Origin of the sequence: Methylophaga sulfidovorans (assembly GCF_900114205.1) — a bacterium.
GTDB classification, from domain to species: Bacteria; Pseudomonadota; Gammaproteobacteria; order Nitrosococcales; family Methylophagaceae; genus Methylophaga; species Methylophaga sulfidovorans.
Window position 1 is genome coordinate 109,984 of record NZ_FOSH01000008.1, and the last position, 25,362, is coordinate 135,345.

Below are 25,362 nucleotides of genomic sequence, written 5' to 3' on the forward strand. Positions count from 1 at the left end.
ACCCAGCCTAGCTGACAGCGTATAATGCGCGTTTTCATATAAATTTGTCATTCGATATGTCCGAGTCTGCTGTTAATCATAATTTTATTCGTCCTATTATTCAGGAAGATCTTGATACTGGGAGAGTGACTGGAAAAATCGTCACGCGTTTTCCACCTGAGCCCAATGGCTATCTGCATATTGGTCATGCTAAATCCATTTGTCTGAATTTCGGTCTGGCTGAAGAGTTCGGTGGCGACTGTCATCTACGCTTTGATGATACCAACCCAGCCAAGGAAGAACAGGAATACATTGAAGCTATCAAAGAAGACGTTCAATGGCTTGGCTTCCAATGGGCAGGCGATGTGCGTTATGCATCAAATTACTTTGAACAGTTTTATAACTGGGCCATTCATCTGATCAAACAAGGCAAAGCCTATGTCTGTGATCTGACTGCTGAGCAAGCTAGTGAATATCGTGGCTGGGCGACCAAGCCGGGTAAAGAATCGCCATTTCGCGATCGTAGTGTTGAAGAAAATCTGGCTTTATTTGAAAAGATGAAGCAGGGCGAGTTTGATGAAGGTTTTTGTGTATTACGGGCGAAGATTGATATGGCTTCCCCCAATATGAATATGCGTGATCCTATTTTGTATCGCATACGTAAGAAAGCACATCACCAAACAGGCGACAAATGGTGTATTTACCCCAGCTATGATTTTGCTCATGGACAGGGCGATGCTATTGAAGGGGTGACCCACAGTATCTGTACATTGGAATTTCAGGATCACCGTCCTTTATACGAGTGGTTTATTGAAAATCTGCCAGTACCTTCCAAGCCTAAGCAATATGAATTTGGACGTTTGAATCTGAATTATACGGTGACCAGTAAACGTAATCTGAAACAACTGGTTGATGAACAAATTGTGGCAGGCTGGAATGACCCCAGAATGCCGACAGTTTCTGGCATGAGAAGACGGGGTTATACCGCAGCGGCTTTACGTGCATTTTGTAATGGTCTTGCCGTCGCTAAAACAGATGGTGTGGTGGATATTGCACAGCTGGAATTTGAGATTCGTAATGATCTGAATGAAAACGCGGCGCGTGCTATGTGTGTGCTCAACCCGTTAAAAGTCACTATCACCAATGCAGCTGATGATGCCGAGTGGCTTGAAGTAGCGAATCATCCGCAGCAGGAGTCTATGGGACACCGGTCATTACCTTTCACTAAAATGATTTATATCGATGCGTCTGACTTTACTGAAGACACCAGTTTGAGCCGGAAAAAATTCAAGCGCCTGGTGATAGGTGACTACGTTCGCTTACGTGGTGCCTATGTGATCAAAGCTGATGAAGTCATTAAGAATGATAATGGTGACATTATTGAAGTGGTGGCCTCATTAGTGCCAGATACAGTGGGCCAGAATCCACCTGCTGAAATGAAACCACGCGGTGTGATTCACTGGGTTTCAGCGACAGAAGGTAAAGAAGTTGAGCTACGCTTGTATGAAAGATTGTTCCTGGCTGAAGCTCCAGGTAAAGCAACAGGCAACTATCTGGATGATGTGAACCCAGACTCTCTGAAAGTAATTAAGGCGATTGCAGAACCGGCCATTGTTAACTGTGAGCCAGAAACGGCTTTCCAGTTCGAACGGGAGGGCTATTTTGTCAGTGACCGTTACGATCACACTGTTGATTCACCAGTATTTAATCTCACGATCAGTTTGAAAGAAGATACGTCAAAGAATAACTAATATGCTAAAAATTTATAACACCCTCACCCGACAGAAAGATGTGTTCAAACCCATAGTAGAAGGCAAGGTCAATATGTATGTCTGTGGTATGACCGTCTATGATCTTTGTCATGTCGGCCATGCTCGCGTGATGGTGGTTTTTGATGTAGTCACACGCTATTTACGTGCCTTAGGTTATGACGTCACTTACGTTAGAAATATCACTGATATTGATGACAAAATCATTAAACGAGCTGCAGAAAATGGTGAGTCCATTCAATCATTAACAGAACGTTATATTGATGAAATGCATAAGGATGCTGAAGCCCTAGGTGTGCTCAGACCGGATATTGAGCCTAAGGCGACTGAGTCAATGGCCGAAATATTGGCGATGATTGAGACCTTAATAAGCAATGGTCTTGCATACAAAGCTGATAATGGTGATGTGTATTATGACGTAAGCCAATTCGAGAGTTATGGCAAATTATCTGGTCGCAATATTGAAGACTTACGCGCCGGTGAACGTATTGCGGTGAATGAAGCAAAAACAGATCCACTCGATTTTGTTTTATGGAAAGCGGCCAAAGCTGATGAACCTGCCTGGGAATCGCCTTGGGGAGCAGGACGACCTGGCTGGCATATTGAATGTTCAGCGATGTCAGCGCATTGCTTGGGTGAGCACTTTGATATTCATGGCGGCGGACAGGATTTACAATTTCCACACCATGAAAATGAAATCGCACAATCTGAAGGAGCCCACGGTTGCCAGTCGGTGAATTACTGGATGCATAATGGTTTTGTGCGTATTGATGATGAAAAAATGTCTAAGTCTTTGGGCAACTTTTTCACTGTGCGTGAAGTTCTGCAGCAATATCCTGCAGAAGTGATTCGTTATTTTATTTTATCCAGTCATTATCGCAGCCCATTAAATTATGCTGATGACCAACTGGAACAGGCGAAAGCTGCGTTAACGCGTTTTTACACGACCTTGCGTGATGTTGAAACCACTCAAAGTGTGAATTGGCAGGATGATGAAGAGTTTGGCAAGCGGTTTAAATCTGCTATGGATGACGATTTCAATACTGCCTTAGCACTGTCGGTGATGGCTGATGTTAGGCAAGCGCTAAACAAGGCTAGAGATCAGGGGCAATTAGAAAATGTCGCTTATCTAGCTGGTCTATTGTCATCATTTGGCGATGTGCTTGGTTTATTTCAGCAAGATGCGGATAAATTCCTGACTGGAGATAACTCAGCCGATCAACAAACTATCGATATCGATGGTTTAGTGGCTGAACGTAATCAGGCCAGAGCGGATAAAAACTGGGCTCGTGCTGATGAAATTCGTGATCAATTGACGGAAATGGGCATTGTTCTTGAGGATGCGGCGGGTAAAACGAGCTGGCGTCGGGTGTAAAATATCTGCGCCTGCTTTTTTTAGCAGGCGCTTATATTTCTAGTTTTTATGTAATGTTTCAGCAGCAAATAAGGTATTTTCCAGTAATGTTGCTACAGTCATAGGACCAACACCACCAGGCACTGGTGTTATCCAGCTAGCTTTTTCTTTGGCTTTTTCAAACTCAACATCGCCGGTCAGTTTGCCATTCTCAAGACGATTAATACCCACATCAATGACAATCGCGCCCTGTTTTATCCATTCACCAGGAATAAATCCAGGTTTACCGACGGCAACTACTAATAGGTCAGCGCGGCGTACTTGTTCTTCGAGATTATTCGTCCAGCGATGACAAACGGTGGTTGTGCAACCGGCAAGTAATAATTCTAACGCCATAGGACGGCCAACGATGTTTGATGCGCCTACCACAACCGCTTCGAGGCCTTTGAGGTCAACACCCGTCGTGCGCAGCAAGGTAATAACGCCTTTTGGTGTACAAGGTCTGAGTTGTGGATTACGTTGAGCAAGACGACCAATATTGTATGGGTGAAAACCATCGACGTCTTTATGTGGCGCAATTCGTTCAATCACGGTTTCCGCAGAAATATGCTGTGGCAGAGGTAGTTGAACGAGAATGCCATCAATATCGTCATCCTGATTTAGCTTATCAATCAGAGACAGTAACTCTTGCTCGGTCGTTGTTTCCGGAAGATCGTAGGCTTCAGATTTAAATCCGATTTCTTCACAGCTTTTACGTTTACTACCCACATACACCTGTGATGCCGGGTTAGCGCCTATCAATACGACCGCAAGACCTGGACGACGTTTACCTTCAGCTAACCGTTCTGTCGTTGCTAATTTCAGTTGTTGTTTGAGGTCAGCAGCAACTGCTTTGCCATCGATAATCTTTGCGCTCATTCATCTTCCCGCTTTTGCAAAAGCGGCTATGATCGCATGATGCGAGCCGAACAGCAAAAAAAATCAAAACAGTGATTGACTCTTAAATTCTAACCACGTATTATTTCGCCTTCTTCGGGGATGACTTCTCGAATTAAGTCGGGGCATAGCGCAGTCTGGTAGCGCATCTGGTTTGGGACCAGAGGGTCGGGAGTTCGAATCTCTCTGCCCCGACCACTTCTTAACCTATGTCCTCGCTTAGTAACAATCATATGCGCCCGTAGCTCATCTGGATAGAGCATCGGCCTTCTAAGCCGAGGGTAGCAGGTTCGAGTCCTGCCGGGCGTACCATTTATTCAACGCTTTCAGAGATAGTAGTCACTAACTACTTTCGCCATTCTCCCGTTTTACTTTCGCCATAATGCCATTATTCAGCATTTCGTGCGACTCTGTTTCTTCCCCTAAATAGTCCCTAATATAGCTGCGCGTTTGCGCCTCAGTTGAGTGACCTAAGAACTTACGTGTCGCCTCAATTCCTTCTTTTCTATATCGCTCAGTTGCGGCATAAGGCCGTATATCTTTTAATTGCCAGCGTCTCTCCAGTGCTGCATCATCCCGCGCTTTACCAAACCAATACTTGATAGTGCCGTTTAGCGTCAGCTTTTGCCCCTTATCATCAAAGAGGATAGGCGGATTAATCATTGTTACTTTAGCTGACTTAAGTAGCTTTTTACGCTTTATTATTAACTTTCTTAAATCTGTGCCACAGCTGAAGCAATTCAACACAGGAAACTACGTGATGCAGAAAATGAAATTGATCAGCTTCGCAATGATGTTGCTTCTGGGGGTAAGCGGCTGCTCGTCAATGCAACCTGTCCAGCCGATAGCGATAGATTGCCCGAAACCAGCGCCAGCACCAGCATGGATAATGGAGACGCCCCCAGACTTACAGAAGATGCTGAACGCAATTATTACGCCCTCAGAAATGGAATAGAGCGAGTAACCAGCCAGCTGCTCGCTTGTCAGGCTAGACTAAGATAATATATCTATTGCTTTTTGTTTTATCTCTTGAATTCTTGATTCATGAACAGCAAAATAATTTGTTGTTCGCCTAGGGTATTCGTGTGAATCCAGAAATCCGTCAAGACTAAGTGGTTTTGCATTGTGAGCTAAGCGGTTCGGAATAAAAATCTTATAACCAATGTCATCAAAAAATTGCCACATTTGTTTTTTTGTATAACCCAAAACTTCACTAGGCGCTGATTCAAACATAATTGTTGGATGACATTTATTGATTAACTTTAACCCACCCCTTAAAGCACCAAGCTCAGCCCCCTCAATATCAATCTTTATTACATCAACATTATCATCATCGACTAGTGTGTCTATAGTGCTAACATCAACATCAATTTCAACTGTGTCAGTAGATTTATTCAACGAGCTATATCCGCTTAGTTTTTCGTTTATATAAAACTTAGCTTTTCCGGAAGCATCCGATACAGCATAGTTAAAAACGGTAACGTCTGGAAATTTTTTAATTAGATTTTTTGCTTTATTTGGTATTGCCTCAAAAGCCATTATTTTTGATTTTCTGTGGTGCTTTACTTCTGATATTACAGATCCTATATGTGAGCCAACATCAAGAAACGTCTTATCATTATCACACAATCTGACAAGTAAATAAGTTGCTAAATAGTCATTAAGCTCAGTACCTATTGATGGCGATGATTTCAATGAACTAGCAACTAAAGACAATCGCGATCTCATCTCAAGTAGAAAGCAATCAAACCCAGTACCAATAACCAATTCCTTAAACATATTAAATCCTTATAATTTAGTGCTTAATTACTTTCGCCACAAAACAAATAAGCATTATTAAACAAAATGATAAAAAAATGAAACACTAACTTTGGCGAAAGTGGATTAGTTACTAACTATCTAATTTTGTGTGAATACTTGGCGGCCTTCTAAGCTGAGGGTAGCAGGTTCGAGTCCTGCCGGGCGTACCATATTCTTTTCTCTCCATCACTAGACCTTTATTCTCAAAAAATCAACCAAATATGATGGTGGTTTGATGTGGTATTCTATTACCAAAATTTAATACGTTGACTTATGTAAAAAGACGGCTTCTGCGTTGCTTCCAAGTCCGACTAATGCTACTTTTAGCTGGCAAATATTCAATTCACTCAAATAGAAGAGCTATCTGTGTCAAGGAAAACACTTTTTGTTACTGGGGGGGCTGGATTCATTGGTTCAGCTTTAATTCGTCGTCTTATTCAAGTCAGTGATTACCACATTGTTAATATTGATAAACTGACCTACGCAGGTAATCTGGAATCGCTTCTTTCTGTTGCAGACAATGCTCGTTATCACTTTGAACAAGCTGATATATGCGATGCTGAAAAAATGACTGCATTGTTTAAACAACATCAACCTTCTGCCATTATGCATCTAGCAGCTGAGTCTCATGTCGATCGCTCGATTGATGGGCCGGCTGATTTTGTGCAAACTAATTTAGTGGGTACCTACGTTTTATTAGAAGCCGCGAGACAGTATTGGAAAACACTCGATAAAGAAGCGGCGACGCAGTTTCGTTTCCACCATATTTCTACCGATGAGGTCTATGGCACTTTAGGTGAGTCAGGATTATTCGAAGAGACAACGCCTTATCAACCTAACTCGCCATATTCTGCAACCAAAGCAGGTAGTGATCATTTGGTTCGTGCTTGGCATCATACTTATGGCCTGCCTGTCGTTATGACCAACTGTTCCAATAATTACGGGCCTTATCAGTTTCCTGAGAAATTGATTCCACTGATTATTAATAATGCCTTGGTTGGTAAACCCTTACCGGTTTACGGAAAAGGCGATAATATCCGTGACTGGTTATTTGTCGATGACCACGCTGAAGCCCTACAAGTTGTTCTGGAAAACGGTAAGTTAGGGGAGAGTTACAATATTGGTGGTTTTAACGAACACACTAATTTGGATGTGGTACACCGCGTTTGTGACATCTTGGATGAATTATTGCCAGACTCTGAGTTCTGCCCTCATCGTAATTTGATTACCTTTGTTACCGATCGGCCAGGTCACGATCAGCGCTATGCGATTGATGCCAGCAAAATTAATCGTGAGTTAGGCTGGAAACCTAGAGAAACATTTGCCACAGGCTTAAGAAAAACAGTTGAATGGTATATCAATAACCGTGAATGGAATGAACGCGTTATGGACGGTAGTTATCAGCAAGAACGTCTTGGTCTGGGAGAGCATGAATCATGAGTCAGCGCAAAGGTATCATCTTAGCCGGAGGCAGCGGTACGCGTTTACATCCTGTCACGCAATCTATTAGTAAACAGTTATTGCCTGTTTATGATAAACCTATGATTTATTACCCGCTGTCGACATTGATGCTGGCAGGAATGAGAGAAATCTGCATTATTTCAACGCCTCAAGATACACCACGACTACAGCAATTATTAGGTGATGGTAGTCAATGGGGGCTTGAGTTAAGTTATGTCGTACAGGAAAAACCAGAAGGTATTGCTCAGGCATTTACCTTAACAAAATCGTTTATAGGTGATAGCAGTACTGCCTTAGTTTTGGGTGATAATGTCTATTATGGACATGACCTTGCAGATTTAATGTCTGAAGCGGACGATAGACAGGATGGAGCAACCGTATTTGCCTATCCTGTATTTGATCCTGAACGTTATGGCGTTGTTGAGTTTGATGATGCTGGAAAAGCGTTAAGTATTGAAGAAAAACCGACCAAACCTAAATCCCGTTATGCCATTACCGGACTGTATTTTTATGATAATCAGGTTGTTGATATCGCAGAAAGTCTTAAACCGTCAGCGCGTGGCGAATATGAGATAACGGATGTTAATCAGTGTTATCTCGACATGGACAAGCTACATGTAGAAGTAATGGGCAGGGGAATGGCCTGGCTGGATACAGGTACACATGATTCTCTACTAGAAGCATCACAATTCATTCAAACCATAGAAAAACGCCAAGGTTTGAAAGTGATGTGTCCGGAAGAGATTGCCTATCGCCAAGGTTATATTGATGCTGATCAGTTATTAGCCTTAGCAAAACCCCTGGTAAAAAGTGGTTATGGCGATTATCTGATGAATCTAATTCACGAAAAGATTTATTAAATGCAAGTGATAGAAACGACTCTAACTGATGTAAAAATTCTTAAACCCAGAGTGTTTGGTGATGAACGTGGGTTTTTTATGGAAAGCTTTAATAAAAAACAGTTCGCAGCCCTCACTGGCGTAGAGACTGAATTTGTTCAGGATAATCATTCACGCTCTTCACAAAATGTATTGCGTGGACTGCATTATCAGATTCAACATGCACAAGGTAAATTAGTACGTGTTACCGCCGGTGAGGTTTATGATGTTGCTGTCGACCTGCGACAGTCATCATCGACATTTGGTCAGTGGGTCGGTGTACACCTTAAGGCAGAAAACCATGAGATGCTATGGGTACCACCAGGGTTTGCCCATGGCTTTTTTGTGTTAAGTGAATCTGCTGATTTTTTATATAAAACCACAGATTATTATGCGCCTGAGCATGAACGCTGTTTGTTATGGAATGATCCTGCTTTAGATATTGATTGGCCTTTATTAGGACAATCGCCCTCCCTATCTGCAAAAGATCAGCAGGGATCACATTTTAACGAAGCGGAATTTTACGATTAATGCGTATTTTAATAACTGGAAAGAATGGTCAGGTTGGTCATGAGTTAATAAGAAGTCTGTCGTGTCTTGGTGAGGTTATTGCTACAGACAGTCAAACGCTTGATTTAAGTAAGATAGATGAGTTAGCTGAAAAAGTAGAACATCTGGCGCCAGATTTAATTGTAAATGCTGCAGCTTATACGGCTGTTGACAGAGCAGAAACTGAACAAGAACTCGCTTATAAGATCAATGCACTTGCCCCCCAAATATTAGCTGAAGTCGCCAAAAGTCGTGATATCCCGCTTATTCATTACTCAACCGATTATGTATTTAATGGCAGTGGTGATAAAGCCTGGATCGAAGACGCGGAAACGCAGCCTCTCAATGTTTACGGCAGAACTAAACTGGCTGGTGAGTTAGCTATCAGCAGCGTGGCAGATAAATATCTGATATTCAGAACCAGCTGGGTCTATGGTGAGAGAGGCGCTAACTTTCTTAATACTATGAAAAGATTAGCGATTGATAAAGTTCAGCTATCTATAGTTCATGATCAAATAGGCACACCAACTTGGTCTCGACATATTGCAGATGTGACGGCACAAGTGATTTCACAAAGTTATCAGCAAGCGGATTTTTGGCAAAAGCATAGTGGTATATACCATTTATCTGGTGCAGGTCGCGCCAGTTGGTTTGATTTTGCCCAGCAGATATTTAATTTGATGGCTGCACAGGGACATTCTGTGCCTCAAGTACATCCAATTACTACTCGTGATTATCCTACTCCGGCCAATCGTCCTGCTCATTCGTTATTGGATAATACAAAGTTAAAACAGCATTTTGGTCTCAACTTACCAGACTGGCGAATCAGCCTTGAGTGGGTGATGAGCGGACAGAACTGATAAAATTCTGCTTCTGCACGTGTCAGTAAAACTTATTTGAGTGTATTACTTTGACTTATCCTTCAATTCTTAAAAAGCTGGGTTTATGGTTTTTGAATAAACCTCGACCAATAAAAAGAACGATCAGTGTCATACTGGACTTTTTAGCCATTCCATTCTCATTATGGTTAGCTTTTTCTTTACGATTAGGTGAGCTTTATATTCCACCTAGTAAGCAGTTGTGGATATTCTTTCTTGCACCACTTATAGCTATTCCAATTTTCATAAAATCAGGTTTATATCGGGCTATTATTCGCTATATCGGTATGGATGCTATATGGACAATTGCCAGAGCGGTGCTACTGTTTACCTTGATTTTTTCTGTCATTGTTTTAACGGCAAATGATCTGGCAGGGCTTGTTCCAAGAACAGTTTATGCCATTCAGGCAATTATCTTAATGTTGTTTGTGGGTGGTAGTAGAATGATGGCAAGATGGTTGATTGTTAAAAGCGATCACCACCTCTGGAAAGAGCTCAATTCGGTTCGTTATATTCCCCCTGTCCTGATTTATGGTGCTGGGCGGGCGGGGGCACAAGTGGCAGCGATGATGAAACTAAGTAATCAAATGCGTCCTGTGGCTTTTATTGATGATAACGCAACATTATGGCGACAACAAATTAACGGCATGACGGTTTATGGTGTTGATCAGCTTGCCAAGTTGATTGAACGTTTTAAGGTCAGAGACATCTTGCTGGCGATGCCATCGGCTGGTCGTCGTCGTAGGAGTGAGATATTAAAACTGTTGGAACATTATCCGGTTCACGTCAGAACATTACCTGATTTGATGGATATTGCTGAAGGGCGTTTGGAAGTTTCTGATATTCAGGAAGTCGATATTGCTGATTTATTGGGGCGTGAACCTGTCGCGCCGAATAATGATTTACTAAGTGAAAATATTACTGGGAAAGCGGTTATGGTGACCGGCGCTGGTGGTTCTATTGGCTCTGAGCTCTGTCGGCAAATTATTCATCTATCACCATCGTGTCTGGTTCTTTACGAAGCCAGCGAAATTAATCTTTATCAAATCGAACGTGAATTGGAATCATTGAAATTAGATATTCCTGTTTACTCAATTTTGGGATCAGTGCTGAATCAGCAGCGTGTTGAGATGGTATGTCGACGTTTTGGGATTAATACGATTTATCATGCTGCAGCGTATAAACATGTTCCTATTGTAGAAAGAAATACCAATGAAGGTATCCGCAATAATGTGTTTGGCACATTGCATTGTGCTCAGGCTGCGATTGATGCTGAAGTTGAAACCTTTGTGCTGATCTCAACCGATAAAGCTGTGCGACCAACGAATACTATGGGCGCTACTAAACGCTTGGCAGAGTTAGTACTACAGGCTTTTGCCGAATCAAAAACGTTGTATAACAAAACACGTTTTACCATGGTGAGGTTTGGTAATGTATTAGGGTCATCGGGATCTGTGGTGCCATTATTCCGAGACCAGATTGCCAAAGGTGGCCCGGTAACAGTTACTGACCCTGAGATCATTCGTTATTTTATGACCATTCCTGAAGCTGCAGCTTTAGTTATTCAGGCAGGCGCCATGGGCAAAGGCGGCGATGTTTTTGTTCTTGATATGGGCGAACCGGTTAAAATCCTTGATCTAGCCAGACGCATGATTCATTTAAGCGGTTTTACCATACGAGATAATGATAACTCTGATGGTGATATTGAAATTGCCTATACCGGTCTCAGACCGGGTGAAAAGCTTTATGAAGAGTTACTCATCGGCGATAATGTGTCAGCAACCAAGCATGAAAAAATTATGCGGGCAGAAGAATGTGTTATTGAGTGGTCAGCACTGGTGTCAATTATTAGAGAACTGGAACTGGCTAATAAACATGATGATAGTCAAAAAGCGCGGGCTATATTATTAGACACGATTGACGGCTTTATCCCTCAATGTGAGTTAAGTGATTGGCTTGGGGAAAGGTAAAGGCAAGATCATTCTTTATGATTAGAATCTCAGTTAAACTCTATATAGTGCTATATTTCAAGAGGATTTAATTAAGTGTGTGGAATAGTCGGCGGAATCGCTGAAAGAAATGTTAGCCCTATCTTGATGGAAGGGTTACGAAGACTGGAATATCGCGGGTATGATTCGTCTGGAATGGCGCTACTCGACGATACCAACGCACTTCATCGTGTTCGATCTCTAGGTAAAATACAGCAACTACAGGATAAGGTGGATCAGTTAACCGAGCCTTTCACTGGTCGAATCGGTATAGCTCATACACGTTGGGCAACGCACGGAATACCTTCTGAAAATAATGCACATCCCCATATTTGTAATAACCAAGTGGCGATCGTACATAATGGAATAATTGAGAATTACCAATCATTAAAGCAAAAACAGCTCACACAAGGCTACCGCTTTACTTCTGAAACGGATACAGAAGTCGTTGCCCATGAAATCCATGCTGAACTGCAACAGGATAATGATCTTTTACAGGCGGTTCTGCGTTCTCTGAAAGTTTTTGATGGGGCATACGCTTTAGGCGTAATGGATAAGTCTCATCCTGATATGTTAGTGGCTGCCAGAAAAGGTAGTCCGCTGGTTATCGGTATCGGCATAGGCGAACACTTTATAGCCTCTGATGTTTCGGCATTGCTTCCCGTTACACAGAATTTTATTTTTCTAGAAGACGGTGATGTTGCCAAGTTAACCCGGGACAAGGTCGAAATTTATAGTGCGGCAACAGGTGAATTAGTTGAGCGCCCTGTTAAACAGTCAAGCCTCAATATTACGTCGGTTGAGCTGGGTGAGCATCGCCATTACATGCACAAAGAGATCTTTGAACAGCCCCAAGCTGTGATTGACACGTTAGAAGGGCGTATCACTCAAGAGCAGGTTTTGGTATCGAGTTTTGGCCCCAAAGCTGAGCAAATCTTTAAAACGGTTGAACAAATTCACATCATCGCTTGTGGAACAAGCTATCACGCAGGTATGGTCACCAAATATTGGATGGAAGACATTATCGGTTTGCCATGTCAGGTTGAAGTGGCCAGTGAGTTCCGTTATCGCAATCCGGTGATTCTGAATAACACCTTGTTTGTAATGATAAGTCAATCAGGCGAAACCGCTGATACACTGGCTGCACTGCATCAGATTAATCATTACAGAAAAGCTCATGAACTTGATGGCATTACTACATTGAGTATCTGTAATGTGGCTGAGAGCAGTCTGACACGTGATGCTGATATGACTTATCTGACGCATGCCGGGCCCGAAATTGGTGTGGCGTCAACCAAATCATTTACTACTCAGCTTGTTGTACTGGCTTTACTACTCACCAGCTTAGGTAAAGTCCAAAAAAGATTAAGTAAAGAGCGTGAATCTATGATCGCAGGTGGTTTGCAGAAACTACCTAATTTGATTCGTATGGCCCTCGAACATGAAGAGGAGATTCGTGATATCTCCCAGTTATTCGCAGATAAACAACATGCTTTATTTCTAGGGCGTGGAACGATGTTCCCCATAGCTCTGGAAGGGGCTTTAAAGTTAAAAGAAATCAGTTATATTCATGCAGAGGCCTATCCTGCAGGTGAATTGAAGCATGGTCCTTTGGCTTTAATCGATGAAACCATGCCCGTTATTGCTATCGCCCCTCTAGATGATTTATTGGAAAAGTTAAAATCCAATTTACAGGAAGTCAAAGCGCGTGGCGGGCAGATGATTGTGTTTGAAGATGAACGCAGTGATATCAGCTCAGAAACCAGTTTCAAAGTCGTGAAAGCCACGACCAATGTCGGTCGTATTACCGCACCAATCACATACAATATCTTATTACAGTTACTGTGTTACCACGTTGCCTTAATCAAAGGCACTGATGTGGATCAACCGAGAAATTTAGCCAAATCCGTTACAGTTGAGTAAAAATATGAAAATAGCAATCGCAGGGACAGGGTATGTTGGCCTCTCTTTGGCCGTCTTATTAGCTCAAAAGCATCAAGTCGTGGCGTTAGATATTATTGAGGAGAAGGTAAACCTACTCAATAACAAAAAATCGCCAATCGTTGATGCTGAAATTGAAGATTTTTTACAAAATAAAACCCTAGATTTTAGGGCAACACTGGATAAAGCGGATGCCTATAACGGTGCTGATTATGTCGTCATTGCCACACCAACCGACTACGACCCAGATACCAACTATTTCAATACAAAGTCTGTAGAAGCGGTTATTCAGGATGTAAAAAGCATTAACCCTGATGCGGTAATGATAATTAAGTCTACTGTGCCAGTTGGGTATACTGCAGAAATCAAGCAACGATTTGGTGTTGAGAATATTTTCTTCTCACCAGAGTTTTTAAGAGAAGGGAAAGCGCTTTACGATAATTTATATCCTTCACGGATTGTGGTGGGAGAGAAAAGTGAGCGTGCAGAAATCTTTGCTAATTTACTTGTTGAAGGCTCGCTAAAACCTGATGTCCATGTTTTGGTGACTGATAGTACCGAAGCCGAAGCGATTAAGTTATTCTCGAATACTTACCTTGCTATGCGGGTGGCGTACTTTAATGAGCTTGATAGTTACGCAGAAGCCCACGGTTTGGACTCACGTCAGATTATCGAAGGTGTCGGTTTAGATCCACGCATTGGTAGTCACTATAACAATCCTTCTTTTGGCTATGGTGGTTATTGCTTGCCAAAAGATACTAAACAATTATTGGCCAATTACGAAGATGTGCCTAATAATATTATCAAAGCAATTGTTGATGCCAATACTACGAGAAAAGACTTTATTGCCAACTCTATTATCAACAGAAATCCCAAAGTTGTCGGCATTTACCGATTAGTGATGAAGTCAGGTTCTGATAATTTTAGAGCTTCAGCTATTCAAGGTGTAATGAAACGTATTAAAGCCAAGGGTATCGAGGTTATAGTTTATGAGCCTGTACTTGAGGATGCTGAGTTTTTCAGATCAAAAGTCGTGAATGATCTCAATCAGTTTAAATCTCAGGCGGACGTAATTTTAGCTAATCGCGTCACTGAAGATATTATAGATGTGAAAGATAAAATTTATACCCGAGATTTATTTGGTGGTGATGCTTAGAATGAGAAACTCATCACTGAGTTAATATTTCACTGGTCATAAAATATTTAATGGCACGGATGCCAATACGAAATATCTGAGTAGACTGCCATGGATGGCGGGGAAAGTTTATTTCTGGCATCTGTGCCACCTTCTTAAATCATCAAGTCAGCTTATCCTAATGAGTTGGCGCATGGATGAGTCTAGAGTCTACACTTCCTTTTGAAGTTATTAATTAATTTTTTTCTGCCAGTCAATTATTAAAGATTTCTACTTATCCTCGGCATGATACCTGAATCGAGTTTCGCAAAAGTACATTAAGACGACATGTTTTTGTGATGGCTTTAGTCTGATTTTAATTTTAAATAGATCATAACTATCTATTTTGTATATAAATATGAAGTTAAAACTTGATTGTTAGGAGGTATTATTAATACTAAGTTCTGTATGATAGAGTCTTTCCGTTTATACTTAGCCGTTATTTTTAATAAGTTTCAGAAGAATAATCAGGATAGTCAATGAGTAAAGTCGCATTAATCACTGGCATTACAGGGCAAGATGGATCTTATTTAGCCGAGTTTTTACTTGAAAAAGGCTATATCGTTCATGGGATAAAACGACGTGCGTCAAGTTTTAACACACAACGTGTCGATCATATCTATCAAGATCCTCACGTCGACAATAAAAACTTTATATTGCACTACGGTGATTTAACAGACTCCTCTAACCTGACTCGTATCCTGCAACAAGTTAAACCTGACGAAGTCTATAATCTTGGCGCCCAATCTCATGTCGCAGTCTCTTTTGAGTCACCTGAGTACACAGCTGATGTTGATGCGATGGGTACGCTTCGACTCCTGGAAGCTATCCGATTGTTGGGGCTTGAAAAGAAAACACGCTTTTATCAAGCCTCTACTTCTGAACTTTATGGTTTAGTTCAAGAAATACCCCAAAAAGAAACAACGCCTTTCTACCCTCGATCTCCTTATGCTGTTGCTAAACTCTATGCCTACTGGATTACGGTCAACTACCGGGAGTCTTATGGTATGTATGCCTGTAATGGCATTTTGTTTAATCATGAATCTCCCCGTCGTGGTGAAACCTTTGTCACCCGTAAAATTACCCGTGGTTTAGCGAATATTGCTCAGGGGCTCGAAAAGAAACTCTATATGGGCAATATGGATGCATTACGTGACTGGGGGCATGCAAAAGATTATGTGCGGATGCAATGGATGATGTTGCAACAAGAGCAGCCAGAAGATTTTGTTATAGCGACCGGAGTGCAATACTCTGTCCGTCAATTTATTGAATGGGCAGCCAATGAGTTGGGTATCACTCTACAATTTGAAGGTGAAGGTGTTTCAGAAAAAGGTATTGTTGTTTCTATAGAAGGTGACCATGCTCCTGCTCTCAGTATAGGTGACGTCATCGTTGAGGTCGATGAACGTTATTTCCGACCTGCAGAGGTGGAAACTTTACTAGGTGATCCTGGAAAGGCTAAACGAGATTTAGGCTGGGAGCCTGAAATTACCATACAAGAAATGTGTGCTGAGATGATTGTTGAAGATCTTAATATTGCTAAGCGTCACGCATTACTTAAATTACATGGGCATGATATTCCCGTTAGTATCGAGTAAACAAATCAGTAGATTTTTGTTATTGCTAAACAATATGGCGTTGTCAGTCAGCCCTAATTGAGTTTAAAAATGAATAAAAAAGATAAAATTTATGTGGCAGGTCATCGCGGCTTAGTTGGTTCGGCATTAATGAGAAGGCTTGAACAACAAGGCTATGAAAATTTGATCGTGAGAACTCATAATGAATTGGACTTGACAGTTGAATCAGACGTTGCAAGTTTTTTCCAAAAAGAAAAACCTGACTATGTATTCTTAGCTGCAGCTAAAGTCGGTGGTATTCATGCGAATAATACTTATCCGGCTGAATTTATCCGTGATAATTTGGCAATTCAAACTAATCTTATCCACCACGCGTATCTAAATGATGTAAAACGTCTACTTTTTCTTGGCTCTAGTTGTATTTACCCTAAAAATGCTCCACAGCCCTTAAAAGAAGAATGCCTCCTAACTGGTCCTCTTGAAGAAACTAATCGACCGTATGCTCTGGCCAAAATTGCCGGCATTGAGATGTGTTGGAGCTATAACCGGCAGTACGGAACACAATTTCTTGCAGCTATGCCAACTAACCTTTATGGACCTGGCGATAATTATGATCTCAATAATTCTCACGTTTTGCCAGCACTCATCCGTAAATTTCATCTGGCTAAACTAGCTGGAGAGGGTAATCAAAACGCAATACTGCAAGATGAGAAAAATTACGGAAAGCTGCCTGAGCCTCTTAAAACAGAGTTACTCGATTGCTGTGCCTCACAACGTTTGCCAAATGTGGTCATATGGGGAACAGGCACCCCAAGACGAGAGTTTATGTATAGCGAAGACATGGCTGATGCGTGTATACACTTAATGAATCTTGATGACGAACGTTACAAGCCGCTATTGGGGGGGGATCGTAATGATGGTGTGGCGCCGGTAGTGAATATTGGTGTAGGTGAAGATCTCACCATTAAACAACTGGCTGAAATGATTAAAGATGTAGTTGGGTTTGAAGGTAATTTGAGGTTTGATGAAACGAAACCTGATGGAACTCACCGAAAGTTAATGGATGTTACAAGATTAGAAAAAATTGGTTGGAGCCAAAGATGCTTTCTTTTTGAGGGGATTTCTCAAGCCTACCATGAGTATGTGAAATACTTTAAATAACATTATTAATGTTAGAGCTAATTTGATACGCATTAATGTCAAGATTTTGTAAACGTATAAATGAAAGCTATAAGCAATATTTCAAGGGAATTTAATTGCAATCAGAAAAAGATAGTTATAAGAATTCCGGAAACTCAAAGATAGATCATGCTTTGATATCTCATGGGGCTAAAAAATATTTGTCTAATGCTTTTTTATCATCAATAGAGCAAGTCCTTAGGCTAGTAGTTTCGTTTTTCATATCAATTCTCATAATTCGTCAATTAGGGCCAAGTGATTTTGGGCTTTATGCATATGTCACTTCTTATGTGGCAATATTCAGTATTTTGGCTAGACTTGGATTGAATAACCTGATAGTTAAAGAGCTTGTTGAACAAAATAAACGTGTTAGCGAAATAATGAACACGGTTTATACACTCAGAGTATTAGGTGCACTACCAATTATATTTTTAATGGTAGCTGTATCGTATTTTATTGAAGATGATATTAATACAGTAATTTTAGTATGCATAACAAGTATTGGCTTGATATTTCAGAGCGCAGAGATCGTTGATTGTTTTTTTCAATCTAAAGTTATCGCAAAACCTGTTGTGGTGCTAAAAATTGCTCAACTAGTGATATCTAGCCTCACAAAATTATACCTTTTGACGATAGATGCTGGTGTTGATGCATTTTTATATTTAGTGCTGTTCGATGTGATCATTTTAAGCATTTTTTATTTTGTATCTTATCGTAAACAAACCAACCAAAACCTTTCTTTTAACTTCAACTGGAAATACTTCAGGCAACTTCTTAAATTAAGTTGGCCAATTGCGATTTCAAATTTAGCTATGATCGCATACTTTAAAATGGACATGATTATGTTGTTTTCAATGGTGGATAATGAAGCTGTTGGAATTTATGCTGCGGCAAGTCGTATAAGTGAGGCTTGGTATTTTATTCCAACTATTCTGACTACTACACTCTTCCCCGCAATATTGCATGCCAGATCTCAGTCCATTTTAGATTATAAAAAGAAAATACGAGGACTCTTCAGTCTTTTGATATGGATGGGAATTACGATTGCCATTTTGGTAACATTAATGGCTGACTGGATAATAAACACCCTATATGGTGAAAGTTTTGAGGAGGCTAGTAAAGTATTAATGATTCATATATGGGTAGGAATTTTCATAGCGCTTGGTATGGCGGCTAGTAGATGGTTCATTGCAGAAAATTTACAACATTTATTTGCATTAAGAACTTGGTCTGGTTTAGTTGTGAACATTTTTCTAAATATGGTTCTAATTCCTAAATTTTCGATCATTGGAGCTGCAATTGCTACTTTGATCTCGGTAATATTCGCTAACGTAATTTCATATACATTCAATAAAAAACTATGGCCAATTTTTAATTTAACAATGGTTTCTTTTAACCCTTGGCATTTGGTGAAATCACTTAAGGAACTGAGATGAAAATGTTTATTTTTGGCATTGATGGCCTTGGGCACGAATCAATCAAAGGGCTTGGTCTAAAAAAACTAGCTACTCGGATTGAAAGTGGGATTATAGGTACACCAAAGATTCTCAATGTGGTAAGCAGAGGATGGCCAGAAATATATTCAGGAAAAAATGCATACCAAACTGGTGCATTCTATCAGGTTCCTGAATACCAAGATGGCAAAATCTACGCTAGTCAACGAACAGGTTTATCTCTAGTAAAAAAAACGATTGGAAGTGGCGAGCTATTATGGAATAAGTTGGAGAAGCTTGGTTATAGTGTTGGTATATTTTCAGTTCCAACGGTGACTGCCCCAGAAAAACTAAATGGATTTTCTGTTGGGGCGACTGGTGCTGGGAAGTTTGGAAATAGTATGTCTGATGAAGATGTTTTTCCGAGTGAGTTGCTTAAAGGTCTTCACATAAAAGATATCGACCTTGGTTTTAGAATGGGGTATGGGGCATTTATCCCTCAATCAATATCAGAGTTTGAAGCTACTGCGAATAAACATTTAGCAGATTATTTTTACATGCTTGAGAGACTTTTAGATAAGAATCCAGTGGACATATGTTTTGCTGCAACAAGATTTATTAACGAGATGGCTTATAAATTCTTAGGTCTTTGTGAGAGAAATCCTAAAAATGAATTTGAGAAACAGCTAAGAAATACTGTATTGGATCTGTGTGAAAGTTTTGATGAACAGCTTGATGCTCTGATAAATAAAATTGAACCACAACAGTTATTCATCGTTTCTGATCATGGCATTGGTAAGTTTGAGTATGAGCTAAATTTAAATGAGTTGCTTGTAGATATTGGTCTGCTTAAGCGAAATAGTGAAAGGCAAAATATCAAAGATTTTATCAGGCCAGCTTACCATTGGTTTCGTCGAAAATTGTTGAATAACAAGATTCCAAAATTTGCACCACGATATTTACTTGAAGATTCAAAGCTGTTTTCGATTGGTTTTACCAATGTACTCTATTTAAATGACCATCGCTTTGGAGGGTGTACATACTCAGAAAAAGAGCGAGAAATACTAATAAAAGGATATGTTGAAGAGCTAAATAATCAAGTTAAATTGTTGTCACTTGATAGCCTAATAAGCTTTAGAGCAATAAATAATATTAATAGAATGCTAGATGAAGTAAACATTACTATTCCAGATATTTTATGTGAGATGTCATCAGGAATAACGAATACTCAGAGACAAAGAGAAGTTTTTACACCAAAACAAAATGACTTCGAAAGTATGTTCGTAAAAGGCTTTCATGGTGAGTATTCGGGTTGTAAAACTGAGGATACCATTGCGGCCTACATTGGAGGTTCAGGTTCATCTATTAATTTTAGCAATTTGACAAATGTTTATGATTCTATTATCGCAGTAGCTGAGGTGACACTTGATTAGGACGGTCCAAATAGTCAGTTTTGTAAAGGGCGGGAATCATGGACAGTATCTTCAAGCGCTGGGATTGAAGGTGTTATTGCAAAGTGTTCTGCCTGAATCTAGTGTGAAGCACTTGAATTATGAAAACCATTTTTGGAAAGAGTTAAAGCAGCAAACAAAGACCGGAATGTTGCCTAAGTTTATAATGATGAGATGGTTCTGGCAGAGAAATTTCTGTTTTGGTCAGATGGGTGAGCAAATAGATTTAGCGGTTTATGGCTCGGATATGATATGGCATATGGGATCGACACTTTTTCCACTGGATAGAAACTTCTTTGGTTTTATGCAAAATGCAAAAAAGAAAATTTCATATGCGCCATCTGTGGGACCAAGAGTCTCAGATGAACCATATTGGCTTGGAAACCAGTTTAAAAATTTCTTCGCGCTGAGTGTTCGTGATCACAATACTCAAAATTTAGTTTTGGAACATTCGAATATACATGCTGAATTAGTAATAGATCCTTGTTTTTTTCTAATTGACTCACCTTACTCTGAATGGTTTGTTGGCCAAAAGAGGTATGATAAGGTTTCTGTTTACTCACCATCTGCAGCCGTTATTGCCGAAGTTATAAACTCTAACAGTGCTTTAAACAAAACGCTCAATCTAAAGAGTCTCAAACCACAACTCCTTGGTTATTTCCCCAGAAAAAGTTTTTTTCGCCACTTAGTGAAACAATTGAAAGATCCGCTTTGGACAGTCCAACAGGTTGCACAGTCAAAGTTATTAGTTACCTCTACTTTTCACGGTGTCATGATGGCACTAATGACAGGAACGCCTTTCATTGTAATTAAAAATCCAAGTTTGGTGGCAAGGCTAGAAAGTCCAATAAGTAAAACCTTTTCTTCAGAACGAGTTTTGAATATTGATGAGCTGAGTGTCATTGACTCTAAGAAATTGGACCTTCTAATGAGTACAGATGATCTAAATTTTCAACTTATAGATAGTTATATCAAAAGTTCAAAGGCCTGGATTTTAAGTGTGTTAAGTAGAATCAAAGAATGAAAATAATATTTGACAACCAGATTTTTAATACTCAAGTTCATGGAGGCATTTCAAGGTATTTTTGTGAGCTAGTAAATAACTTGGACAAACTTAATTCAATGTCACATATTTATGCTGGTATTCATATTAATCAATATCTGATGGGACTATCGCGAGACTTATATACGGGTCAAAAGATAGAGTCATATTTGCCAATGACTAGGCGTTTTTTTCGGTACATAAATGCTTTATGCGCAAAACGATTTGCAAAAAAATATCTTCCAGACATTGTTCATGAAACTTACTATTCTCCTAATACAATCGCTCCCAAAAGCGTAAAAAAAGTGGTCACCGTCTATGACATGATTCATGAGAAATTTCCAAATCAATTTTCATCAAATGATAGAACTAGTGAATTAAAAGCGGTTTCAGTTTCTAGAGCTGATCACGTCATCTGTATTTCTGAGCAAACGAAAAAAGATCTAATTTGTTATTTTGGCACTCCTGAAAATAAAATATCGGTTGTGTATTTAGGTCATGAGTTATCTGTGGATAAAAGTGACGTGCCCGCAAATTTTACACAAACATTACGCCCTTTTTTATTGTATGTTGGGCAACGAAATGGTTATAAAAACTTTATGACGTTTATAGAGGCTTATGCTGAATCTCAAGATTTGAAGACGAATTATGATGTTGTATCTTTTGGGGGAGGATGCTTCAACGATGTGGAAAAAAAAACATTTGCAGATCTGGGACTGTCTGAAAATCAGGTTAGACAAGTTTCAGGTAATGATGAATTATTAGCCTCTTACTACAGTCAAGCGAGTTTATTCGTTTATCCATCATTATATGAGGGGTTTGGGATTCCTCCACTCGAAGCAATGAATTACGACTGTCCCGTAGTCTGTAGTAGTACTAGTTCTTTGCCAGAAGTAGTTGGGAATGCTGCACATATGTTCATTCCAGAGAGTTCAAAATCTATAAGACTAGCGATGGAATCCGTCATTAACGATCCCGAGTATAGAAGTCAACTCATTAACCTTGGCAGAGAGCGAGTTAAAATGTTTTCTTGGGAAAAGTGTGCTTTGGAGACTGCTGCTGTATATAAGATGGTGACGTCATGAGGGCGCTTATTTGTGGTATTAGTGGGCAGGATGGCAGCTATCTAGCTGAGCTATTGCTAGGAAAGGGCTATGAAGTTTGGGGCAGTTCACGTGATGCTCAAGGAACGGGTTTTTTGAACCTAAAAAAACTCGGCATTTATGACAAAGTCAGGCTTGTTAGTATGGTCCCAGAAGATTTCAGAAGCGTTTTAGTTGCGTTGAATCGCTCAGAACCGGATGAGGTTTATTACTTAGCCGGACAATCATCAGTCGGACTCTCTTTTGAGCAGCCAGCAGAAACAATTCAAAGCATCGCATTGGGCACGTTAAATGTGTTGGAAGCATGTCGCATGCTTAATCCTTCACCCAAAATTTATCATGCTGGTTCGAGTGAATGTTTTGGGGATACTGGCCGTTTATCAGCAAATGAATCCACCCCCTTTCATCCACAAAGTCCTTATGCTGTGGCAAAATCCTCGGCATTTTGGTTAGTGGATAATTATCGAAATGCGTATGACATGTATGCCTGCACCGGTATTCTTTTTAATCATGAATCGCCACTTCGACCTAAGCGTTTTGTTACACAAAAAATAGTTTCTACAGCGTCAAGGATTGCCAATGGCTCAAATGAGGTCCTTGAACTGGGACGAATGGATATTTCAAGAGACTGGGGATGGGCACCGGAATATGTGGAAGCAATGTGGTTAATGCTTCAAACGGATAACCCCGAAGATTACGTTATTGCTACCGGTGAAACAAACACGCTAGAACAGTTTGTTAGTGCGGCATTTGCATATTTTAATCTTGATTATAAAGAGCACGTGAAGCAAAACGATGCATTTATACGTCCATCGGAACTGTTATACAGCGTAGGCGACCCAAGCAAAGCAAAAGAGAAATTAGGTTGGGGAGCACGATTTGATATGCAGGCTGTAATAGCAAACATGATCAAAGGTGGCATTGATGATAAAGGCTGAGTAGGACGTCTCGTTGAATGAAAATTTATTTCGATCATCAAATTTTTGCTTGGCAAAAATTTGGTGGAATATCGCGTTATATTGCTGATTTGTCGGTGAGTCTCAGTAAGACTAGTCATAAAATTTCCGTTATTAATCCTTTATATGTCAATCATTATCTAGATGAATGTCGTAAAAAAGCAGCATTAAGTGTAACTGGTTTGAAGGTGCCGGTATTTCCGATAAGTGGTCGTATCTATCGGCTCATTAATTATGTTCTAACTGCGCCTTTTTATTATTGCTTTCCCCCAGACATTGTTCATGAGACATATTATTCCGCATTACGCGTGGCTAAAAAAAAGACAAAAACAGTTTTAACTGTCTACGACATGATTCATGAGCGTTTTCCAGAAAACTTTTCGCAAAAAGATCCAACCTCAAGAGAAAAATATCAAGCGGTTGAAAGAGCGGATCATGTGATTTGTATTTCGAATCAAACCAAAAAGGATTTGATTCGTTTTTTTCATGTGGCAGAAGAAAAGATTTCGGTTATTTATTTAGGGTTTACACCACTCCCCACGCCATCGGCTCAGCTGAATAGAAAGCCTTATTTACTTTATGTGGGCAGTCGTAAGACATATAAAAACTTCAAGCAATTCCTAGTTGCATATTCATTGTCTAAATTTTTGAAAGAACAATACGAAATTGTTTGTTTTGGCGGTGGTGCGTTTACTCAAGATGAACTTTCTTGGGCAACGCAGCATGGAGTCAATATCAATTCTATGCATCATGTTTCCGGGGACGATAAATTACTTGCAAGTTATTATGCGGCAGCATCTTTATTTATTTATCCTTCCCTATACGAGGGGTTTGGAATTCCGCCATTAGAGGCGATGAACCTCGATTGTCCGGTAGTATGCAGCAATATTAGTTCTATTCCAGAAGTGGTAGGAGATGCAGCAGTACTATTTGATCCTGAGAGTCATGAGTCAATGACGAATGCGATGGAAAAGGTTTTGACAGGAAAGAAATTAAGAGAGGCATTGATAGTTAAAGGTAAAGAAAGAGTGAAACACTTTACGTGGCAGCGATGCACACGAGAAACGCTGCAAGTCTATTCCGAAGTTCTTCGTGATAATTAAATGATTAAATTTACAATCATTACATCAACCTACAATTGCGCTGATCTCCTTCGTAAAACGGCTGATTCAATACGAAATCAAACTTATCCATTTAAACAGTGGATTATTGCTGATGGTGCCTCTGAAGATAGAACGCTTGAGGTGGTTAACCAAAATAACGATGTTGTTACAAATTTAATTAGTGAGCCTGATACGGGAATTTATCAAGCATGGAATAGAGCTTTAAAGCTCATTGAGGGAGATTGGGTCATTTTTTTAGGGGCGGGGGATTATTTTTATAGTCATCAGACCTTGGAGAAGATCGCTGGCAAGTTGACGAATATCGACCAAAATATTCATCTTGCATATGGTGATGTGCATTTAATCGATAAAAATGACCAGCAGTTATGTGTTTATGGCCAGATATCGGAGGGATGGGAGTTCTTGCGACCTAAGCTTCCGCCCCATCAAGGTACCTTTCAGAGAGCAAAGTTATTTGAATCTGAAAAGGTGTTTGATGAGAGCTATAAAATTGCGGCAGATAGTAAATTTCTAATTAAAGCCTTGGTAATTTCAACTTTAGAGTATTTATCTGAACCTATAGTTTGCATGGATGCTTCGGGGGTTAGTTCGAATATTCCTAACACTAGGAATACTTATATCGAGTTGAATAGGTTACGAAAGGAAATGAATCTGTCTACACCCTATTCACACCGGATTTTTTTCTGTACATACATATACGCAAAAATATTGGCTTATAGAATTTTCCCTAAGCGATTGTGTTCCATGTTATTACAGTTAAAAAGAAGGATATTTGGGTTTCGGTTTTAAA

22 protein-coding genes and 2 tRNA genes are annotated in these 25,362 nt (G+C 40.1%); 21 read left to right on the forward strand and 3 right to left on the reverse strand.

The annotated features are described in order from the left end of the window. Nucleotides 1-56 precede the first annotated feature (56 nt). Both BM232_RS08505 and cysS read left to right on the forward strand, forming a co-directional pair. Nucleotides 57-1,730 (forward strand): glutamine--tRNA ligase/YqeY domain fusion protein, encoded by a 1,674-nt coding sequence (locus tag BM232_RS08505; protein ID WP_091713506.1) that lies wholly within the window; start codon nucleotides 57-59, stop codon nucleotides 1,728-1,730. A gap of 1 nt (nucleotide 1,731) precedes the next feature. After that, nucleotides 1,732-3,123, forward strand: coding sequence for a cysteine--tRNA ligase (gene cysS / locus BM232_RS08510; protein WP_091713509.1), 1,392 nt, complete (start codon nucleotides 1,732-1,734; stop codon nucleotides 3,121-3,123). Nucleotides 3,124-3,162: 39 nt separating this feature from the next. On the opposite strand, the gene folD is transcribed toward cysS, so the two are convergent. Next, nucleotides 3,163-4,020 (reverse strand): bifunctional methylenetetrahydrofolate dehydrogenase/methenyltetrahydrofolate cyclohydrolase FolD, encoded by an 858-nt coding sequence (gene folD / locus BM232_RS08515; protein WP_091713511.1) that lies wholly within the window; start codon nucleotides 4,018-4,020, stop codon nucleotides 3,163-3,165. A gap of 139 nt (nucleotides 4,021-4,159) precedes the next feature. On the opposite strand from folD, the gene BM232_RS08520 reads away from it, so the two are divergent. Beyond that, nucleotides 4,160-4,236: transfer RNA gene (locus BM232_RS08520), tRNA-Pro, on the forward strand. Nucleotides 4,237-4,273: 37 nt separating this feature from the next. After that, nucleotides 4,274-4,350 (forward strand) — tRNA-Arg (locus tag BM232_RS08525). Nucleotides 4,351-4,380: 30 nt separating this feature from the next. Here the strand turns inward: BM232_RS08525 and BM232_RS08530 are convergent. Next, on the reverse strand, nucleotides 4,381-4,701 hold the full coding sequence (locus BM232_RS08530; protein WP_091713513.1) for a site-specific integrase: 321 nt from the start codon (nucleotides 4,699-4,701) through the stop codon (nucleotides 4,381-4,383). A gap of 163 nt (nucleotides 4,702-4,864) precedes the next feature. On the opposite strand from BM232_RS08530, the gene rz1 reads away from it, so the two are divergent. After that, nucleotides 4,865-4,993 (forward strand): lysis system o-spanin lipoprotein Rz1, encoded by a 129-nt coding sequence (gene rz1 / locus BM232_RS15260; RefSeq protein WP_245752860.1) that lies wholly within the window; start codon nucleotides 4,865-4,867, stop codon nucleotides 4,991-4,993. A gap of 38 nt (nucleotides 4,994-5,031) precedes the next feature. On the opposite strand, the gene BM232_RS08540 is transcribed toward rz1, so the two are convergent. Further along, the gene (locus BM232_RS08540) at nucleotides 5,032-5,817 is read right to left on the reverse strand and encodes an FkbM family methyltransferase (RefSeq protein WP_091713519.1); all 786 of its coding nucleotides are present in this window, start codon (nucleotides 5,815-5,817) and stop codon (nucleotides 5,032-5,034) included. Nucleotides 5,818-6,204: 387 nt separating this feature from the next. Here BM232_RS08540 and rfbB point away from each other — a divergent pair, with 387 nt between their 5' ends. The 16 genes from rfbB (at nucleotide 6,205) to BM232_RS08620 (ending at nucleotide 25,361) form a co-directional block, all read left to right on the forward strand. Continuing rightward, a complete protein-coding gene (rfbB, locus tag BM232_RS08545) occupies nucleotides 6,205-7,278 on the forward strand; it encodes a dTDP-glucose 4,6-dehydratase (protein WP_091713521.1) in 1,074 nt (357 codons plus the stop codon). Then, nucleotides 7,275-8,159, forward strand: a complete 885-nt coding sequence (gene rfbA / locus BM232_RS08550) for a glucose-1-phosphate thymidylyltransferase RfbA (RefSeq protein ID WP_091713524.1) — start codon at nucleotides 7,275-7,277, stop codon at nucleotides 8,157-8,159. Before rfbB ends, rfbA begins: the two co-directional genes overlap by 4 nt. Then, nucleotides 8,160-8,708 (forward strand): dTDP-4-dehydrorhamnose 3,5-epimerase, encoded by a 549-nt coding sequence (rfbC, locus tag BM232_RS08555; RefSeq protein ID WP_091713526.1) that lies wholly within the window; start codon nucleotides 8,160-8,162, stop codon nucleotides 8,706-8,708. After that, complete coding sequence (gene rfbD, locus BM232_RS08560) at nucleotides 8,708-9,586, forward strand: dTDP-4-dehydrorhamnose reductase (RefSeq protein ID WP_091713528.1); 879 nt, start codon at nucleotides 8,708-8,710, stop codon at nucleotides 9,584-9,586. Before rfbC ends, rfbD begins: the two co-directional genes overlap by 1 nt. Nucleotides 9,587-9,678: 92 nt before the next feature. Next, nucleotides 9,679-11,574 carry a polysaccharide biosynthesis protein gene (locus BM232_RS08565; protein WP_245752858.1) on the forward strand — a complete coding sequence of 632 codons (1,896 nt, stop codon included), beginning with the start codon at nucleotides 9,679-9,681 and terminating at the stop codon, nucleotides 11,572-11,574. Between the two features lie 75 nt (nucleotides 11,575-11,649). Beyond that, nucleotides 11,650-13,515 carry a glutamine--fructose-6-phosphate transaminase (isomerizing) gene (gene glmS / locus BM232_RS08570; RefSeq protein ID WP_091713531.1) on the forward strand — a complete coding sequence of 622 codons (1,866 nt, stop codon included), beginning with the start codon at nucleotides 11,650-11,652 and terminating at the stop codon, nucleotides 13,513-13,515. Between the two features lie 4 nt (nucleotides 13,516-13,519). Then, nucleotides 13,520-14,689, forward strand: a complete 1,170-nt coding sequence (locus BM232_RS08575; RefSeq protein WP_091713533.1) for a nucleotide sugar dehydrogenase — start codon at nucleotides 13,520-13,522, stop codon at nucleotides 14,687-14,689. A 497-nt stretch (nucleotides 14,690-15,186) separates the two neighbouring features. Further along, a complete protein-coding gene (gene gmd / locus BM232_RS08580; protein ID WP_091713536.1) occupies nucleotides 15,187-16,305 on the forward strand; it encodes a GDP-mannose 4,6-dehydratase in 1,119 nt (372 codons plus the stop codon). Nucleotides 16,306-16,374: 69 nt separating this feature from the next. Then, nucleotides 16,375-17,445 carry a GDP-L-fucose synthase family protein gene (locus tag BM232_RS08585; RefSeq protein ID WP_091713538.1) on the forward strand — a complete coding sequence of 357 codons (1,071 nt, stop codon included), beginning with the start codon at nucleotides 16,375-16,377 and terminating at the stop codon, nucleotides 17,443-17,445. A 95-nt stretch (nucleotides 17,446-17,540) separates the two neighbouring features. After that, on the forward strand, nucleotides 17,541-18,899 hold the full coding sequence (locus BM232_RS08590; RefSeq protein ID WP_091713541.1) for a flippase: 1,359 nt from the start codon (nucleotides 17,541-17,543) through the stop codon (nucleotides 18,897-18,899). Further along, nucleotides 18,896-20,329 carry a hypothetical protein gene (locus tag BM232_RS08595; protein ID WP_091713543.1) on the forward strand — a complete coding sequence of 478 codons (1,434 nt, stop codon included), beginning with the start codon at nucleotides 18,896-18,898 and terminating at the stop codon, nucleotides 20,327-20,329. The genes BM232_RS08590 and BM232_RS08595 overlap by 4 nt, the downstream gene beginning before the upstream one ends. Continuing rightward, nucleotides 20,322-21,371, forward strand: coding sequence for a polysaccharide pyruvyl transferase family protein (locus BM232_RS08600; protein ID WP_091713545.1), 1,050 nt, complete (start codon nucleotides 20,322-20,324; stop codon nucleotides 21,369-21,371). Before BM232_RS08595 ends, BM232_RS08600 begins: the two co-directional genes overlap by 8 nt. After that, on the forward strand, nucleotides 21,368-22,474 hold the full coding sequence (locus BM232_RS08605) for a glycosyltransferase family 4 protein (RefSeq protein WP_091713546.1): 1,107 nt from the start codon (nucleotides 21,368-21,370) through the stop codon (nucleotides 22,472-22,474). The genes BM232_RS08600 and BM232_RS08605 overlap by 4 nt, the downstream gene beginning before the upstream one ends. Then, on the forward strand, nucleotides 22,471-23,430 hold the full coding sequence (locus BM232_RS08610) for a GDP-mannose 4,6-dehydratase (protein WP_091713547.1): 960 nt from the start codon (nucleotides 22,471-22,473) through the stop codon (nucleotides 23,428-23,430). The genes BM232_RS08605 and BM232_RS08610 overlap by 4 nt, the downstream gene beginning before the upstream one ends. A 17-nt stretch (nucleotides 23,431-23,447) precedes the next feature. Next, a complete protein-coding gene (locus BM232_RS08615; RefSeq protein WP_091713548.1) occupies nucleotides 23,448-24,551 on the forward strand; it encodes a glycosyltransferase family 4 protein in 1,104 nt (367 codons plus the stop codon). Continuing rightward, nucleotides 24,552-25,361: a glycosyltransferase family 2 protein gene (locus BM232_RS08620; protein WP_091713550.1), complete on the forward strand. Its 810-nt coding sequence runs from the start codon at nucleotides 24,552-24,554 to the stop codon at nucleotides 25,359-25,361. It abuts the gene before it with no gap. The last annotated feature ends 1 nt before the right edge of the window (nucleotide 25,362 follow it).